The following is a 16,591-nucleotide window of genomic DNA, read 5'->3' on the forward strand; positions in this document are numbered from 1 at the left end:
CATCGACATCTGACAAGGTATAAATGGTTTTGAGCAACAGATACTTAAACATCCGAACAGGACTGTGTGCCATACGTCCATTATTAGAGCAGTATTTATCAACTAACTCTTGGTAAACAAAACTAAAGTCAATGATATCATTGATCTTTCTAAGAAGATTGTCCTTTGGGACTATCAAGTCATAGATGGAACTGTATTGGCTGAACTTAATCTCTTGTTGATGTAATAACATGATATTGAGTTATTTGTATATTAAAATATACAAAAAAAAGGTGTAGAAAAGTAATTTTCCTACACCTTTTTTACTAACATTTTATCAAAGGACTTTTTCAGTGGCCTCAAATTTCCGTCCCATTTTTTTTTCATTTTACATCTTTCAACAATTCTTCGACGGCTTTTTCCAGTTGCTCGTCAATGCCTTTGTCGATCTTGCCTGGCATATTCTTGACTTGAAATTGGGGTTTGGTTTCGTTGTTTTCCATCCAATTTCCAGCTTTGTCCTTTGCCGATATGGGTACTACGCCCCATCTCCCTCCATCGGGTAGCATTTCCCAACCCGCAAAAGAACAGGTCCCTGGAGTCGGCATTCCTACGGTCTTACCGATTTTCAGATCGGTGTAGCCGCAGGCAAAGCAATGTCCATCGGAATAGTTGCCCTCATTGAACATCGCCAAGGTAGGCTTGGTCCAGCGAAAAGTAGGCTCATAGCCAACTTCTCTGTCTTCCGTGGCGTAGGTGATGAATTTTTCACCGGTAAAGAACATGGCCAAATCTGCGACAAGATCCCCTCCTCCATTGAATCTGGTATCGACAATCACGCCATCCCGGTCATGGTATTTGCCCATCATTTCTTCATAAGTGGTTCGGTATGGTCCATCGGACATGCCTGGAATATGTACATACCCCAATTTCCCTCCACTCATACTGTCCACCTCGGCTTGGTTCTTTTTCACCCAGCGTTTGTACAACAATTGGTTTTCTGCACCCAAAGTAATGGGCTTAACTGTCACTTGCTGACGGGTTTTGGTTTTGGGATCAAATACTTCCAGCAGCGTGAACTTATCCGCTTTCCGGTTAAAGTACTGCGCAATGTCTCTATTGACGGCAATGACTTCCCCATCGATTTTCTCGATGATCATCCCCGCTTGGATCTTGATATCGGCCTTATCCAAAGGTCCACCTTTCAGGATTTCGGAAATTTTGATTCCGGCCTCTTTATGGTTGTAATCCATGAAAATCCCCAAGGATGATGTGGCATCTGCCTGAGCTACATTTCGGCTGTATCTTGCTCCCGCATGGGAAACATTCAGTTCCCCGATCATTTCGGATGCCATTTCCGCAAAATCATAGCCATTGCCCAAATGGGGCAAATATTTGGCATATTGTGTGGTCAGGGCATCCCAATCGACGCCATGAAAATCCGGGGTGTAGAAAACTCCCTTTGTTCTGATTTTGATGTGTTCAAACATCTGGGCACGTTCGGCCTCAGTGTCCAATGTCATTTCACCCGCAATCTTGATCTGCTCTTTTTTACTCCCCTTGTCGGTTATTTTGGAAATGCTTCCATCTGACAAAAGAAAGAGGTTTTTCATTTCCTTGTCCCACTCCAATCTTCCAAAACCGGCATCCAATTTCAATTCCATCTTGGTTTCCTTCGTCCGAAGATCCGTGCTCCATAGGTTCATGCCTTTCTCGAATCTGGCGAGGTAGTACAATTTTTCTCCCTCCTTGTCAATAACTGCATCTCCCAAAGATGAAGAATGAATAGTCAGTTTCGCTTTCCTTTCCCTGATGTCTTCCCAATCTATTTTGATATCCTCAACTTTTTCCTCTTTTTTATCCTCTTTCTTATCGTCCTTTTTTTCCTCATCCTTTTTTCCGAGCTTCTCCACTTCCTTCATCAAGTCAAAATCCTCTTTGCTCAATCGAAATTTATCGTAAGCCTCTTGGGTAAGAAACATGGTGTACACATCGTTTTGGGATCCTCCGCTGGTGGCAAAACTCTTCAATCCATCACGGTTACTGAACCAAATAAGCTGCTTTCCGCCGTTGATCCACTTCGGCCTGCTGTCTCCATATCCACTCAAGGTCAGGTTTTCCATCGGTTTTTTCCCCGAAGCATCCAACAAGACGACTTCTCCATTGGCCATGGTGGGATTGTATTCGGCCAATAACCATTTGCTGTCCGGGCTCCAGGCAAAATATTGATCTCCGTCACCCATGTGAAGGAGCTGCTCAGGATTCATCAAGGTGACCGTTGCCTTGGTGGCCAAATCCAATACTTTCAAGGTTCTTCTGCCTTCAATGTAAGCCAGTTTTTTCCCGTCCGGGGAAATGAGCGGCTGGTAATTGTCTGCATCGGAAGTTACGAGTACGGCTTCATTGACCAGCGTACTGGCAAAAAAGAAAGGTTCCTCTTTTTCCCTTCCCCTTTTGGTTTGATAAATCTGCCATTTCCCATCTCTTTCGCTGGCATAAACCAAGGATTTTCCATCCGGCGCAAATTGCACGAATCTTTCTTGCTGCGGGGTATTGGTGATTCTTTTGGTCAATGCCCCATCCACTGAAGTGACGAACACTTCCCCTCTCGCGATGAATGCAATTTCCTTACCGTCCGGTGAAATCGACATTTCCCTCACGCCTCCATTGATGCTGATATAGCTGTCCGTGTTGCCGATCGATTGGGTTTTGATGGAAACCGACACTTTTTGCGGCTGTGCGCCATCCTTCAGTGTATAAATTTCTCCATCGTAGGAGAAACTCATCAAACCGTCCTTGGAAATGGTCAGAAACCTAACCGGGAAATCCTTGAGGTCGGTCAAGGCTGTTTTTTGAGTGGGATTGTCCAGACTCATTTTTTGGACATTAAAACTTCCCTTTTCTTCACTCAGATAGAAGATCTCTTTCTCTCCTGGACCAAAAACAGGGTTTCTGTCCTCTCCTGGGAAATCGGTGATCATTTTATGGCTATTGGTAGCGGCATCATACAGCCAGATATCTCTTGTAATCGCAGATTGGTGCTTTTTGCGCCATTCATTTTCACCACCTTTTTTGTCATGATAAATGGTTTTTTGACCATCTGCACTTATCTGAACATACTCGGAGGGAAGGGTCCAAACCTGGTCTACACGACCTCCAGTGACCGGCACCTTGTACAACTCCGGTTGGGATCCACTTGGATATTGGCGGTGCTCCGCCAAATCCTGCCTTACGCCACCGAACAACACAGATGCATCGTCAGCCGAAAAAGTGTAGGGCATTTCGTCATTGGAATGGTAAGTCAATCTGGAAGCCTGACCTCCTTCTGCACCCATGACAAAAACATCAAAATTCCCATAACGGTCAGAAGAAAAGGCGATCTTACTCCCATCTTTGCTCCATACAGGCATGAAATCATGCGCTTCATGAAAAGTCAACTGTGATGCTTTCCCGCCAGCTGTTGGGACAGTGTAAAGGTCACCTTTGTAAGTAAACACAATCTTGGAGCCATCGGGTGAAATCGCCGGATAGCGAAGCCATTGGGGAGCTTCCTGGGCGATGGCAAAACCCATCCAACCCGTCAGTAAAATAGTTAAACTCGATTTGATCAAACGCATAAATATTTGGGAATGGTTTTGGGTTTAAAAATAATGAAAAAACACTCGGGTATTCAAAGAAATTACGTGGTTGGAAAGAAAGTTGATTTGAATAGATCAAAATTTCATTTTCCTTACTATCGTCTGCTGTTCTGAACATGGCATGCTAATTCTCAATTAGTGGTTCAAAAACCGAAGAAAACGCCAATCTGGAATTAATACCAAGGATTTGAAGCGGATTTGGTGTTTTCTGACGGCATTGAGGATAAGCATATTGTATAATAAACAATACGATATTGAATTTCCATTCAAAAAAAATTCTACACCACAGATCACTTCAACACTGGAATTTGAAATCGCCAACTCGATGGTCGGTCAGCAAATCATTTGCATGAAATAAAGAAATCGAAAAGGGTAGATTTAGGACAATACTGGAGAATTAGGGCTTAAAACTTCCAGCCGAGCCTAAACTCTATGTTTTCTGCCACATGGCCATGCGCTTTGAGGCCGATTCCCAATCCCAAATTTTCCCACACTTGATATTGCAGAATATATCTTTGGTAAAATAGATAGTCATTGTATCCATTGGGTTTGTGGGCATAAAGTGACATTCGCTGACTGAAATCTACCCTCCCAAAGAGAAAATGGTGGGAAATAAAGGGTGCCGGCATCAGGTCATTCGAAATCCCATCTTCTCCATCAAAGGAAAAATCCCGATTCAGTTCCACGCCGAGCCCTAGCGCGTTGATTCCAGTAATGGATTTATAGGCACCTCCGGTCAAGGCAAGGGAAGGTTTTCTTTTTTCGGCCCATTCCGAATTCTTGTTTGTGTAGGAAATTTCCCCAAAAAAAACCAATTCTCTTTCCAATGGTTGTTTGGAATGGTTTGGCAATTCGACGCTATTCAGGTAGTGGTAAATCCCAAAACTCAACATGGGATAATTCATGCCTTTGTTGGGTTTTTTTTGCCCCCCATTGGAAATATGGTTGTAGTTCAAAGCCAATTGCAATGTCCATTCGGGCGTCAAGCTGTATTCCAAGTGAGGTGCAACAAACATCAAAAAACTGATTGGGGCACTGAAAAAAGTATTGGAAGGGTTTGTTTCCGAATCATAAAATCTGGTCAAATAACTGACCCCCATCCCACTTTCCAGACCCAAGACCCACTTCTTATGCTGCCAAAGTATCGGTTCAAATGATCCTGAAAGACTAAAAGCTGCCCCCAGAATATCCGGAGAGTCAAAATTGTGGTAGGAAAACCCGATCCCCAAATAATGGAAACAGTTGCAAGCTTCCCAGTTTTTCTGATCGGTTTTCAAGACCTGGTAACTGCCTTTTAGCCCATAGGGATTGGTCTGGGACACTGGTATCAAATCCGAGGAGTGGGCAATAACAAACCCCCGCGACCCTTCCAATCCAACTCTCCCGATATTTTGGGAAAAGACCTGAAAAGGAATCAAAAAAATCCAAATCCTCAAAAAATTGATGGTAGGTTTCCCCATATCTCTCCTGTTTTTGTATTCCAAAGTGAATTACCTTCATCTCAATTTATAAAAATTATGCCCACTATTCATGATTTCAAGACCGATTTTCAAAATTTTAGGGGATTCACTTTATGACCCCAGATGAGAAAACAGAACTGGTTTTGCAAGGAAATCGCCGCTATTTTATCTTCAGAAGCCAAAACCTTTGCTGGCCACAAATACCCGTCAAACATTCTCTTCCAATCATTTGACGGGGTGATTTTTTCATTTGGGTAGAAATAATTTCCCAAATTCCCTTGCTTAAGAAATTCCTTGGGTTTTACTTTGTGACATCCTACCGCTTTTTTGGGTGTTGGGATTTATAAAGAAGAGGTAAGAGACAGGCTCTACGACCCTCTGGCAACCTGGAAAATCCAAGGTGCCAATTCCTGCCAAATGAGAATATCCTCGTTTGGAAATATAGATTCTTAACCAGATGATTTATATTGATTATTCCCGTACCCTTCCTCAAGATTCTTACTCAAAAACAATCACCAGAAGCTCACTGATGCTCTGCTTGTGTTGTTTTATGTGTAAATAGTTTTTCACCCCTCCTATATTCCGGGAAATCAAATTTGTTTTCCGTATCTACAAAACACCTTATTAACCATTAAACCCATTTTGTTATGTCAAATTCACATCGTTTTGAAACGCTTCAACTCCATGCAGGCCAAGCACCGGACACCGCAACCAATTCTAGGGCTGTCCCTATTTATCAGACCACGTCCTACGTATTTGATTCGGCTGAGCATGGAGCCAATCTCTTTGCCCTGAAAGAATTCGGAAACATCTACACCCGGATCATGAATCCTACCAATGATGTTTTTGAAAAAAGAATCGCCGCTCTCGAGGGAGGAGTCGCAGCAGTATCCACAGGTTCCGGGATGGCAGCGCAGTTTCTCGCCCTAAACAACATCCTGCAAGCCGGCGAAAACTTTGTCTCTACCCCTTTTCTCTACGGCGGAACATACAATCAATTCAAAGTCGCCTTCAAAAGGATCGGCATTGAAGCACGCTTTGCCAAAGGAAATGACGTGGCTGATTTTGAAAAACTCATCGATGACAAGACCAAGGCGCTTTATTTGGAAACTATTGGAAATCCTGAATTCAACATCCCTGATTTTGAAGCGATCGCCGCTTTGGCCAAGAAACATAACCTGCCATTGGTCGTGGACAATACTTTTGGTGCAGGCGGATACCTGTTCAAACCACTCGCCCATGGTGCCAATGTCGTCACTGCCTCCGCTACCAAGTGGATCGGTGGACATGGTACTTCCATCGGTGGAATCATCGTCGATGGCGGGAATTTCAACTGGGGCAATGGCAAATTCCCACAATTTACCGAACCTTCAGAGGGCTATCATGGCTTGAAATTTTGGGAGGTTTTTGGAGAAAACAATCCTTTAGGCTTGCCCAATATCGCTTTTGCCATCCGTGCACGGGTAGAAGGATTGAGGGATTTTGGTCCAGCATTGAGTCCGTTCAATTCTTTTCTCTTGCTTCAGGGTGTGGAGACATTGTCCCTACGGGTACAAAGAACCGTCGAGAATGCTTTGATTTTGGCTGAATGGCTGGAAGCGCATCCAAAAGTCCAGAAGGTCAATTATCCCGGATTAAAATCTTCGCCTTATCATGAACTGGCGAAAAAATACCTGACCAATGGTTTTGGTGGTGTTTTGAGTTTTGAACTTAAGGGCGACAAGGAAAAAGCTTCTGCTTTTATCAACAGCCTACAATTGATCTCCCACTTGGCCAATGTCGGAGATGCCAAAACGCTCATCATCCAACCCGCTGCTACCACGCACCAGCAGCTTTCGGATGTGGAGCAATTGGCGGCAGGTGTCACTCCCACACAATTGAGGATTTCCACGGGAATCGAACACATTGAGGACATCAAAGCCGATTTGCAACAAGCATTTGAAGCAATCGGATAAAACAAAGATAAAAACCTGGTAAGTCTTCTGGATTTGCCAGGTTTGAATTTTACGAAACAATGAATTTGACAATGAATTTGAAAAGCCCCTACCTGATTATTGATATGGCGCAAGAAACCTACACGAATGAAGACCCTCTAAAATTGGAATCTGGGGAATTCCTTCCAGGATTTCAATTGGCATATACAACACAAGGACACCTCAACACATCCAAGGACAATGTCATTTGGGTGATTCATGCGCTGACTGGTGATGCCAATGTGCAGGAATGGTGGAGTGGTTTGGTCGGTGAAGATAAATTCTACGATCCAACGAAACATTTTATCGTTTGCGCCAATCTATTGGGCTCTTGCTATGGTTCGACCCAACCGCTTAGCGAAAACCCGAAGACAGGGAAACCTTATTATTATGACTTCCCACATTTGACCACAAAAGACATGGCACTTTCCCTTGATCTGTTGCGGGAACATCTCGGGATTATGGAGATCAATACCCTGATCGGAGGATCCCTCGGTGGGCAAGTCGCTTTGGAATGGGCGTATTTGCTGAAACACAAAGTAAAAAACACAGTCATTTTGGCCTCCAATGCCAAAACTTCGCCATGGACAATTGGCTTCAATGAAACCCAAAGAATGGCCATTGAATCCGACTCGACTTGGGGTCAAAGCACGCCGGAAGCTGGAAAAAAAGGATTGGAAGCCGCTCGGGCGATTGCCATGCTTTCCTATCGACATCCTGAGAATTTTGCCGAAAACCAAGCCGATGCGGAAGACAAAACAGATCAATTCAGGGTCAGTTCCTATCTGCGCTACCAAGGAAACAAATTGGCAAATCGCTTCAATGCACTTTCCTATTGGACACTTACCAAAACCATGGACAGTCACGATTTGGGCCGTGGAAGAGGCGGAGTCAAAAAGGCACTGTCCGAAATCCCGTCCAGAGTGCTGGCCATCGGGGTGGACAGGGATTTGCTTTTCCTAAGGGAAGAATCCCAATTTATTGCCCAAAATGTACAACTCGGAACCTACCGAGAAATACAATCACCCTATGGTCACGATGCCTTTTTGATAGAATACAGTCAGTTGAGTTACATCCTCAGCTCATTTTATCTGGAAGCAAACGATTGATCCAAAAAAATATTTTCCAGACGTTCAACACTGATTTTCCTGACCACTTGGCTTTTAATCATCCAAACTATCGTCATACGGACTAAAGACCAGACCATCCACAGGATGAAGATTCAGTTCCAATTTCATCTCCTCAAATGCGATCATAAAAGTATGGTTCAAGAGGCGATCGTTTTCACTTTCTGCCTTGATTTCCAAAAAAGGGCTTCTTAAAGTCTCCTGCCAAATCTCAAGTGAGGAAGCATCCCGTTTATGGAATTTGATTTTCCCTTGGAATTCACTTTCAATTTCTGCCTTTTGCTTCTCAAAATCAAAAACATCCAAAATACAGATCCCCGTATCCTCCTCATTGATTTTGAAAAAAATTGATTTTTGGGAATCACTCACAAACTCGATTGTATCCTTGAATGTAAAAAGATCCTCGGAATTCATCGTATTGATCCAATAGTAATAGATTACCGATTGGATGGTTTTGTTTTGGTTGAAATCCTTCAAAATCTGGGTTTCAGATGCTGATAAATATGCGGTGTGTTGCATTATCGCTGTTAAATGTTTTTAAGAATTAAAATATAAATCACCAAAAACGAATTGAATCTGGAAATCGTGGGAAGATCAAATGATTTTAAGTTCCGCAATGGGTTTGGTAGTGTCGGTCTCCATTTGCTGGTGGTGTTTGCATCTCATTAAACGCAGGAACGGATTGATAAGGATCGGCGAAAACCTGAAGCAACTGCTCAAACAATCCGAAATCCCCATTTAGACAGGCATCATCCAACGCCTTTTCCACCAGGTGATTTCTTGGAATGAAGCTTGGATTGTTTGCCTTCATGGTTTTCAAAGTGCTTTGAAAATCTTTCCCATCCAGTGTCATCATCGTTTTCCATTTGGAAAGCCAATTAGAAAAAGATTCCGTGGCATAAACGCCTGTCTTCTCTTTGCTGTCAGATTGTATTTCTAAAAATGTATTGGTGTAATCCGCATTGTTTTTCCCCATCCAAATCAATAGTTCTTGGACCAATTCTTTTCCCAATCCAGAATCAGACAAATGGACCAAACCTAATTTTCTTCCCATCATTTCGGACCACTTCTTTTCATATTTTGATGAAAAAGAATTCAATGCTTCTTCTGCAAGCCGAATGGCCTCTTGTGTGTCGGAATGGATAAGAGGAAGGATGGATTCGGCAAAACACGATAGATTCCAAAGGACTATTTTGGGTTGGTTCCCAAAAGCATAACGCCCCTCTGTATCGATGGCGCTGAAAACAGTTTTTGGGTTATATGCATTCATGAAAGCACAAGGTCCATAATCGAATGTCTCTCCGGCTACGGACATATTGTCGGTATTCATCACGCCATGGATAAATCCAACCCGCATCCAATTCACCACAAGGTCAATCTGCCTTTCCATGACTGCATTCAACAAGGCCAAAGCAGGGTTTTCTGATTTTTTGATTTCGGGATAATGTCTTTCGATCACATAATCGGTGAACTCTTGGAGTGTTTCTTTTGGCAAAAAATTCTTGACATATTCAAAAGTCCCAACACGAATATGGCTTGATGATATCCTTGTGAGGACAGCTCCCTGGTTACTTTGTTCCCTGTACACCTTTTCACCTGTTCCGATCACCGCCAAACTTCTTGAGCTGGGAATCCCCAATCCGTACATCGCTTCGCTGATCAAATATTCCCGGAGCATGGACCTGAGTGTGGCCCTCCCATCTCCCCTTCGCGAAAAGGCTGTAAACCCAGCGCCTTTTAATTGGATATCAAGCCGTATGTTTTCTGGGGTGATTTGCTCTCCCAACAAGATCGCTCGACCATCACCAAGCATGGTAAAATGACCAAATTGATGGCCGGCATAGGCTTGGGCCAATGGTTTCGCTCCTTCGGGAACAGTGTTTCCAGAAAACAACAACGCTATTTCTTCATCACTTTCCGAATCATATTTCAATCCGATCTCTTCGGCCAATTTGTAATTGAATAAGATTTTTGTAGGCTGGTGAACAGGGCTGGGCGAAGAAAGCGCAAACATTTTTTCCGGTAACCTTGCGTAGCTGTTGTCCAAATTCCATCCTCTTTCCAAGTTCTTCATAAATTTTCAAATTCGATTGGGGAAGCACATCGCATGGGTCATCCCGATTTTTTTTCACGAATGCTTCATGATTTGCACGCAAGTTAGTGCTTTTGCCGCTTATCCTCCGTTCTGCTTTTCAGAAAACCCATCTCCATCAACTCTCCCTATTTGTCCTTGTTTGGAAAAAGGTGAAATGATTAAGTATCCTACAGAAAGTCAAACTTACCGCTTATGTCTCAAAACCCGAAGGTCAAACAAGCATTTCTCAATCCCCCAAAATCTATTTGATGCATACGCAATTGATGCGTAGCTTCTCTTATGGAATATACACAAATCAAGGAAACCTGCCTTTACATCTCAAATTTGGACACCGCCCAGTATTTTTATGGCGAAGTTCTGGAAATGCCGATAATATCAAGAGTAGAAAACAGGCATATATTCTTCAGATGTGGAAGTTCCATCCTCCTCTGCTTTATTCCGGAGGTCACCCAAAGCGAGACCAATCTTCCCTCTCATTTTGCCAGGGGAAAACAGCACATTGCCTTTGAAGTTCCTGCCAAGGAATATCTAAAAACCAAGGTGGAGATCTTGAAAAAAGGGATTGTCCTCACACACGAACAGGAATGGAAAAGAGGTCTCCAAAGTTTTTATTTTGAAGACCCCTTCGGCAAAGTACTGGAAATAGTCCCTATTGGGATATGGGACAAAAAATAAGCTGGTGTCATAAAACAGTTTCATAAAAGGAATTGCACCTTTTTTTTGGCTGGATCAAAGGAGACCAATTATTCCGCTTGCGTCCACTCCACTGTCCTGCCAATAAAAGAAATCCCAATGTATCCCCTGACTTCCAAAGTCTTGCTATTTTTCATTTTGATGGTACAGGAATAGGTTTTTCCATTTTTGGGGTCATAGATGACCCCGTTTTCCCAAACACCGTTTTTGTGCTCAAAATTATCCAACAGGCGCATCCCCATTATAGGTCTGTTTCTTTTGTCTTTATCACTGTTGTTTTTGTCCAGCTTCGGCTTGCTGTTTTCTGTTGGTTCTTGGAGCCAGACGATTTTTCCAAAAAACCTATCCCCTTCTTTGGCGATCTCGATTTTCGCGTCTTTTTCGGTATTGTACCATTGCCCCAAGATAGCATTCGAATCTTGGGCATTTGCTTGCAATGACAAAAGCGTAGCACCGCAAACAAGAATAAATAAAATTGATTTTCTGATCATGTTGAACTGTTTTTATTTCAAAACCTTACGAATAGTAATACTTTTACGGTGCAAAAACAAAATTCCTTTTTGATTCGAGAATTGGAATAGTTTTTTTCGAGAACATAAGCCTGAAAAACAGACAATAAATGACCGGAGTGGATGAAGAAGGGGGGCACGTTTTTGAGGTTTTCAATCGCAACTTGATTTTATTGAAGGAAAAGGCAATTTATTCACCCGAATTGGGATCACTTTTCATTTCAGACCCCCATTTTGGAAAAGCGGCTCATTTCAGGAAAGCCGGGATTCCGATCCCGGAAATCCTGCATGAGGAGGATTTGATGCGGATCAAGGAATTGATCGAAAGATACAAGCCCAAAGACATCTATTTTTTGGGAGACTTGTTTCACAGCGATCTCAATGAAAGTTGGTTTGTGCTCGAGGAATTCTCGGGATTATTCGCGGAAATAAATTTCCATTTGGTAAAGGGCAATCATGATATTTTGTCGGATGCCTGCTACCGGTCCAGTCTTTGGATTATTCATGAGGAGCCTTTGGTTTTGGGAAATCTGATCCTATCGCATGAACCCCTTTCCGCGATTCCAGAAGGAAAATTCAACCTCTGCGGCCACATTCACCCCGGCATCGCGCTCCATGGAAAAGGCAGGCAGCGATTGATGCTCCCCTGTTTTTTTGCAAATCCCCATCAAATGGTTTTACCCGCATTCGGCAGGTTCACGGGATTGGCCTCCATGAAGTGCACCAAAACCGATCAAGCCTTCGTTATCACAGACAAAAATGTCATTCCGATCGATTTAATGAAATAAGATTGGTTAAATACAGATATGCTGGTTAATTTTGAAAGAATTTGAAGTTTAAACATGAGTCGCAATCCAAGAAAAAAAGCAAAATTAGGTAGGTTCAAATTTGCATCGGTACTTTTCAGTACCACGCTTTCGCTGTTTATTGTCGGACTTTTTGGGGTGATTGTCATCCAAGCCAAAACCTTGACCAAAATCATTCGGGAGAACATCGAAATCCAGGTTTTTCTCAACAAGGACTTAAAAGAAACCGACCTTGCCAAAATCAACGATGCCTTAGTATCAAAGCCTTACATCCTCGAAAATGATGGCGTGCCCAACATCACCTTTATTTCCAAAGACGAGGCTGCAGCATCCTTTTTGGAGAATACTGGAGAAGATTTCACCCGCTTCTTGGATGACAATCCCCTGAGGGACAGCTACACCATCGCTATCAGCGAAGAATACCAAACGCCAGAGTTAATCGAAGAAATCGTACTGGAAATCCAAGGCTTGGACGGCGTATTTGAGGTCACCTACATGACTGATCTGGTAAAATCCATCAACCAAAATCTACTGAAAGTCAGTCTTGTCATGGGTGGTTCTATCCTGATCCTGATCATCACAGTGATCATGTTGATCAACAACACCATTCGACTTGCCCTTTTTTCGCAGCGTTTCCTCATCCGAAGCATGCAATTGGTGGGTGCCACAAGAGGTTTTATCAGAAAGCCTTTCTTAGGAAGAGCTTTTCTTTTTGGCGCTATCGCGGGGTTGCTCGCCTCCGCTTTTCTTTTTATCATCATCGAATATACCAAAGCCAATATCGATGGTTTCGCGATGTTACAAAACTACAATTTGCTGTATCTTCTCTTCGGAGGTTTGGTTCTGTTTGGAGCCTTATTATCTGTATTGAGTACACTCAGGGCTGTAAATAAATACCTCAACATGTCATTGGACGAACTTTACTAAAAATGAACAAAGATTCTTTCCCCTTTTCCCCGAGAAATTACAAACTGATGTTGATCGGTATCGGCATCATTGTTTTGGGCTTCATCATTATTGGACTGGATTCCGAACCCCATGGATTTGGGTTTATGGGCCTCACCCTCGGTCCAATCATCACTTTGACTGGCTTTATATTTGAATTTTACGCCATCTTCTCAAAATCAGAAAATAAGTAAATGGACATTATTGATGCGATTATCTTGGGCATAGTCCAAGGTTTGACGGAGTTTTTGCCTGTATCTTCCAGTGGCCACCTTGAAATCGGAGCAGCCATCCTCGGAGGAAACAAAATACCAAAAGAAAGTATGCTTTTCACGGTGGTGCTGCATTTTGCCACCGCTTTGAGTACCATCTTGGTTTTCAGAAAGGACATTTGGGAAATTGTCCGAGGTCTGTTCCAATTCAAATGGAACGATGAGACTAGATTTTCCCTCAAAATTATCCTATCCATGATCCCCGCAGCAATTGTTGGGCTTTTGTTTGAGGAACAATTGGAGCAATTGTTCGGAGGGAACCTTGCCTTCGTGGGATTCATGCTCTTGGTCACAGCAGTACTGTTATTCTTTGCCGACCGGGCAAAAGACACCCAGAAACCAGTCTCCTATTTTCATGCCGTCATCATCGGCATTGCCCAAGCCATTGCCATCCTTCCTGGGATATCAAGGTCCGGAGCGACGATTTCGACCTCTGTCCTCTTGGGTATCGACAAAGCCAGGGCAGCAAGATTCTCTTTTCTGATGGTCGTACCCTTGATCTTGGGAAAAATCGCCAAGGACATTCTCGATGGTGCACTTACCTATAATGGAGACAGCTTTGGCTATCTTTCCGCAGGATTTGTGGCCGCTTTTGTATCTGGCTTTTTTGCCTGTACTTGGATGATTCAATTGGTCAAGAAAAGCAAATTGACCTATTTTGCCATTTATTGTACCATAGTAGGTCTTATCGCCATCGTCTATGGCTATTTTTATATGTAATATGGAACAGGAAGCACCTTACGGAGAAGTATTTTTGATCGACAAGCCTTTTGAATGGACTTCATTTGATGTGGTCAAAAAAGTCAGAAACGCTCTTCAAATCAAAAAAGTAGGCCATGCGGGCACATTGGATCCACTGGCCACTGGATTGTTGATCGTTTGCTCTGGGAAAAAGACAAAAAGCATCGACACCTTTATGGGGCAGGAAAAGGAATATACCGGTACTTATGTATTGGGAAAAACCACTGAAAGTTTTGATCTCGAAAGAGAAATCGTGGATGTTGCCGACCCTTTCCATCTCACATTGGAGGAAATTGAAAATGCTGCTTCCCAACTTACGGGTGACATCATGCAGATACCACCAGCCCATTCCGCCATCAAGATCGGCGGGAAACGCGTTTATGAATCGGCAAGAAAAGGCATTGAAGTGAAAATCGATCCAAGACCGGTTCAAGTTTCTGTTTTTGAAATCACCAGAATGGAGCTTCCCGAGATAGATTTCAGGATTGTTTGTTCCAAGGGCACCTACATCCGAAGCCTTGCCAGGGATCTTGGGGAAATATTGGGAGTAGGCGCCTATATGTCTGCTTTGGTGAGAACCCGAATTGGAGAATTCAAGTTGGAAGATGCTGAAGGACTCTTGCCATTGATTGAAAGAATTAAAAGCAGGGCAAATGAAAATCTTTGAAGGATTAGCCAATTTTGTACCTGTGAAAAATGCCGTAGTCACGAGTGGAACCTTTGACGGGGTACATCTCGGCCACCAAAAAATCCTTAAAAGGATCCGCGACATTGCAGATCAATTCAATGGTGAGACGGTCTTGATCACTTTTTGGCCCCATCCAAGGTTGGTGCTTTTTCCCCATGAACACAATTTGCGCTTGTTGAGCACTTTTGAAGAAAAGGCAAAACTCCTCAGGGAATATGGAATCGACCATTTGGTCACACTACCCTTCACGAAAGAATTTTCAGAAATGAGCTCTGAGGACTTTATCCAAAAAATTCTTGTAGAGAAAATCCAAACCAAAAAACTGGTGATCGGGTACGACCATCGATTCGGAAAAAATCGGGAGGGAAGTTTTGAGTACTTGAAGGAAAATATACAAAAATACCATTTTGAGTTGGAAGAAATCCCACGAGAAGATATCGATCATGTGGGCATTTCCAGTTCCAAAATCAGAAGAGCCCTTGAAATCGGCAACATTGAAATTGCCAATGAGTACTTGGGTAGGGATTATGAGCTGAATGGCATCATTATCAAAGGCCAACAATTGGGCAGATCCATAGGATTCCCGACAGCCAACATCTATATTCCCAACGATTATAAACTTGTCCCCTGCGATGGCGCCTATGCGGTGAAAGTAAGTGTGGAAGGGGCGATTTATAAAGGAATGCTCAACATTGGCATGAGACCAACCGTTGACGGAACTAGTCGCAGTATCGAAGTGAATCTCTTTGATTTTAATGGAGATCTGTATGATTTGCGGGTTTGTGTTTATTTTAAGGCTTATCTTAGACCAGAAGTCAAGTTTTCAAATCTTGAATCCTTAAAGGCCCAACTTGAAAACGACAGAATAAAGGCCATTGAAATTTTGTCCCAACAATAACCCAAACGAACGAACGATGATCAATAAAACGGTAAAAGATGCAACCGAAGCTGTTAAGGACGTTTTCTCCAATTCTGTCCTTATGTTTGGCGGATTTGGCTTATGCGGTATTCCTGAAAATTGCCTTAGGGCATTGCTTCTTAAGGATTTGACTGGACTGACCTGTATCTCCAACAATGCCGGTGTGGACGATTTTGGCATAGGACTGATGCTTCAAAAACACATGGTCAAAAAAATGATCTCCAGCTATGTTGGTGAAAATGCCGAATTCGAAAGACAACTCCTCAGCGGAGAACTTGAAGTGGAATTGATCCCCCAAGGAACCTTGGCCGAGAGAGTAAGGGCTGGAGGAGCAGGAATCCCTGCATTTTTCACCCCTGCAGGCGTAGGAACCGAAGTGGCAGATGGAAAGGAAATCCGGGAGTTTGACGGGAAACTTTATCTTTTGGAGAGATGGTTGAAAGCCGATTTTTCCTTTGTAAAAGCCTGGAAGGGAGATACGGCAGGCAATCTTATTTTCAAGGGAACCGCCAGAAATTTCAATCCCATGATGGCAACAGCTGGGAGAATCACAATTGCTGAAGTTGAGGAATTGGTGCCGGCTGGTGAACTGGACCCCAATCAGATCCACACACCAGGTATTTATGTACACAGGATTTTCCAAGGGGAAAAGTACGAGAAAAGAATTGAGCAAAGGACAGTCAGTAAATAAACTGAATTTTTAATTGGAATAACCGCAGGTTTTCCAATTAAAAGGAGAACTCCAA

General features: G+C 43.0%; 15 protein-coding genes, 1 pseudogene and 1 riboswitch. Of the genes and pseudogenes, 10 read left to right on the plus strand and 6 right to left on the minus strand.

The genetic code is table 11. The features are described from left to right. The 3 genes and pseudogenes from F824_RS25580 to F824_RS0105810 all read right to left on the minus strand — a co-directional run. Positions 1–232, minus strand: a pseudogene (locus F824_RS25580) (IS5/IS1182 family transposase); the annotation flags it as partial. A gap of 130 nt (positions 233–362) precedes the next feature. Continuing rightward, positions 363–3,596, minus strand: coding sequence for a S41 family peptidase (locus F824_RS0105800; protein ID WP_026333525.1), 3,234 nt, complete (start codon positions 3,594–3,596; stop codon positions 363–365). A gap of 425 nt (positions 3,597–4,021) precedes the next feature. Then, positions 4,022–5,077 (minus strand): acyloxyacyl hydrolase, encoded by a 1,056-nt coding sequence (locus F824_RS0105810; protein ID WP_019596921.1) that lies wholly within the window; start codon positions 5,075–5,077, stop codon positions 4,022–4,024. Positions 5,078–5,415: 338 nt separating this feature from the next. Beyond that, a riboswitch (SAM riboswitch) is annotated at positions 5,416–5,525 on the plus strand. A 199-nt stretch (positions 5,526–5,724) separates the two neighbouring features. Here F824_RS0105810 and F824_RS0105820 point away from each other — a divergent pair. Then, positions 5,725–7,032: an O-acetylhomoserine aminocarboxypropyltransferase/cysteine synthase family protein gene (locus F824_RS0105820; RefSeq protein ID WP_019596923.1), complete on the plus strand. Its 1,308-nt coding sequence runs from the start codon at positions 5,725–5,727 to the stop codon at positions 7,030–7,032. 71 nt (positions 7,033–7,103) lie between these two features. Then, positions 7,104–8,159: a homoserine O-acetyltransferase family protein gene (locus F824_RS0105825; protein ID WP_026333526.1), complete on the plus strand. Its 1,056-nt coding sequence runs from the start codon at positions 7,104–7,106 to the stop codon at positions 8,157–8,159. Between the two features lie 54 nt (positions 8,160–8,213). Here the strand turns inward: F824_RS0105825 and F824_RS0105830 are convergent, their stop codons facing one another. Both F824_RS0105830 and F824_RS0105835 read right to left on the minus strand, forming a co-directional pair. Next, complete coding sequence (locus F824_RS0105830; protein WP_019596925.1) at positions 8,214–8,696, minus strand: hypothetical protein; 483 nt, start codon at positions 8,694–8,696, stop codon at positions 8,214–8,216. Between the two features lie 85 nt (positions 8,697–8,781). After that, positions 8,782–10,251, minus strand: coding sequence for a protein adenylyltransferase SelO (locus F824_RS0105835; protein ID WP_019596926.1), 1,470 nt, complete (start codon positions 10,249–10,251; stop codon positions 8,782–8,784). A 300-nt stretch (positions 10,252–10,551) separates the two neighbouring features. Here F824_RS0105835 and F824_RS0105840 point away from each other — a divergent pair, with 300 nt between their 5' ends. Then, on the plus strand, positions 10,552–10,947 hold the full coding sequence (locus F824_RS0105840) for a VOC family protein (RefSeq protein ID WP_019596927.1): 396 nt from the start codon (positions 10,552–10,554) through the stop codon (positions 10,945–10,947). Positions 10,948–11,015: 68 nt separating this feature from the next. Here the strand turns inward: F824_RS0105840 and F824_RS0105845 are convergent, their stop codons facing one another. Continuing rightward, the gene (locus tag F824_RS0105845) at positions 11,016–11,456 is read right to left on the minus strand and encodes a DUF2147 domain-containing protein (RefSeq protein ID WP_019596928.1); all 441 of its coding nucleotides are present in this window, start codon (positions 11,454–11,456) and stop codon (positions 11,016–11,018) included. Between the two features lie 128 nt (positions 11,457–11,584). On the opposite strand from F824_RS0105845, the gene pdeM reads away from it, so the two are divergent. The 7 genes from pdeM to F824_RS0105880 are packed head-to-tail and all read left to right on the plus strand — an operon-like array spanning position 11,585 to position 16,536. Beyond that, a complete protein-coding gene (pdeM, locus tag F824_RS0105850) occupies positions 11,585–12,262 on the plus strand; it encodes a ligase-associated DNA damage response endonuclease PdeM (RefSeq protein ID WP_019596929.1) in 678 nt (225 codons plus the stop codon). Positions 12,263–12,316: 54 nt separating this feature from the next. Beyond that, positions 12,317–13,207, plus strand: coding sequence for a cell division protein FtsX (locus F824_RS0105855; protein WP_019596930.1), 891 nt, complete (start codon positions 12,317–12,319; stop codon positions 13,205–13,207). Positions 13,208–13,209: 2 nt separating this feature from the next. After that, a complete protein-coding gene (locus tag F824_RS0105860; RefSeq protein ID WP_019596931.1) occupies positions 13,210–13,419 on the plus strand; it encodes a DUF3098 domain-containing protein in 210 nt (69 codons plus the stop codon). Then, positions 13,420–14,217, plus strand: a complete 798-nt coding sequence (locus tag F824_RS0105865; RefSeq protein ID WP_019596932.1) for an undecaprenyl-diphosphate phosphatase — start codon at positions 13,420–13,422, stop codon at positions 14,215–14,217. 1 nt (position 14,218) lies between these two features. Next, positions 14,219–14,905 (plus strand): tRNA pseudouridine(55) synthase TruB, encoded by a 687-nt coding sequence (gene truB / locus F824_RS0105870; RefSeq protein WP_019596933.1) that lies wholly within the window; start codon positions 14,219–14,221, stop codon positions 14,903–14,905. Then, complete coding sequence (locus F824_RS0105875) at positions 14,892–15,824, plus strand: bifunctional riboflavin kinase/FAD synthetase (protein ID WP_019596934.1); 933 nt, start codon at positions 14,892–14,894, stop codon at positions 15,822–15,824. Before truB ends, F824_RS0105875 begins: the two co-directional genes overlap by 14 nt. Before the next feature lie 16 nt (positions 15,825–15,840). Beyond that, on the plus strand, positions 15,841–16,536 hold the full coding sequence (locus tag F824_RS0105880) for a CoA transferase subunit A (protein ID WP_019596935.1): 696 nt from the start codon (positions 15,841–15,843) through the stop codon (positions 16,534–16,536). Positions 16,537–16,591: the final 55 nt, after the last annotated feature.

Origin of the sequence: Rhodonellum psychrophilum GCM71 = DSM 17998 (genome assembly GCF_000381545.1) — a bacterium.
Lineage (GTDB): Bacteria > Bacteroidota > Bacteroidia > Cytophagales > Cyclobacteriaceae > Rhodonellum > Rhodonellum psychrophilum.

Bases quoted from the DNA above. Each gene is read 5' to 3' on its own strand.
- F824_RS0105800 (WP_026333525.1), bottom strand. From the start codon at position 3,596: ATGCGTTTGATCAAATCGAGTTTAACTATTTTACTGACGGGTTGGATG.
- F824_RS0105810 (WP_019596921.1), bottom strand. From the start codon at position 5,077: ATGGGGAAACCTACCATCAATTTTTTGAGGATTTGGATTTTTTTGATT.
- F824_RS0105820 (WP_019596923.1), top strand. From the start codon at position 5,725: ATGTCAAATTCACATCGTTTTGAAACGCTTCAACTCCATGCAGGCCAA.
- F824_RS0105825 (WP_026333526.1), top strand. From the start codon at position 7,104: ATGAATTTGAAAAGCCCCTACCTGATTATTGATATGGCGCAAGAAACC.
- F824_RS0105830 (WP_019596925.1), bottom strand. From the start codon at position 8,696: ATGCAACACACCGCATATTTATCAGCATCTGAAACCCAGATTTTGAAG.
- F824_RS0105835 (WP_019596926.1), bottom strand. From the start codon at position 10,251: ATGAAGAACTTGGAAAGAGGATGGAATTTGGACAACAGCTACGCAAGG.
- F824_RS0105840 (WP_019596927.1), top strand. From the start codon at position 10,552: ATGGAATATACACAAATCAAGGAAACCTGCCTTTACATCTCAAATTTG.
- F824_RS0105845 (WP_019596928.1), bottom strand. From the start codon at position 11,456: ATGATCAGAAAATCAATTTTATTTATTCTTGTTTGCGGTGCTACGCTT.
- pdeM (WP_019596929.1), top strand. From the start codon at position 11,585: ATGACCGGAGTGGATGAAGAAGGGGGGCACGTTTTTGAGGTTTTCAAT.
- F824_RS0105855 (WP_019596930.1), top strand. From the start codon at position 12,317: ATGAGTCGCAATCCAAGAAAAAAAGCAAAATTAGGTAGGTTCAAATTT.
- F824_RS0105860 (WP_019596931.1), top strand. From the start codon at position 13,210: ATGAACAAAGATTCTTTCCCCTTTTCCCCGAGAAATTACAAACTGATG.
- F824_RS0105865 (WP_019596932.1), top strand. From the start codon at position 13,420: ATGGACATTATTGATGCGATTATCTTGGGCATAGTCCAAGGTTTGACG.
- truB (WP_019596933.1), top strand. From the start codon at position 14,219: ATGGAACAGGAAGCACCTTACGGAGAAGTATTTTTGATCGACAAGCCT.
- F824_RS0105875 (WP_019596934.1), top strand. From the start codon at position 14,892: ATGAAAATCTTTGAAGGATTAGCCAATTTTGTACCTGTGAAAAATGCC.
- F824_RS0105880 (WP_019596935.1), top strand. From the start codon at position 15,841: ATGATCAATAAAACGGTAAAAGATGCAACCGAAGCTGTTAAGGACGTT.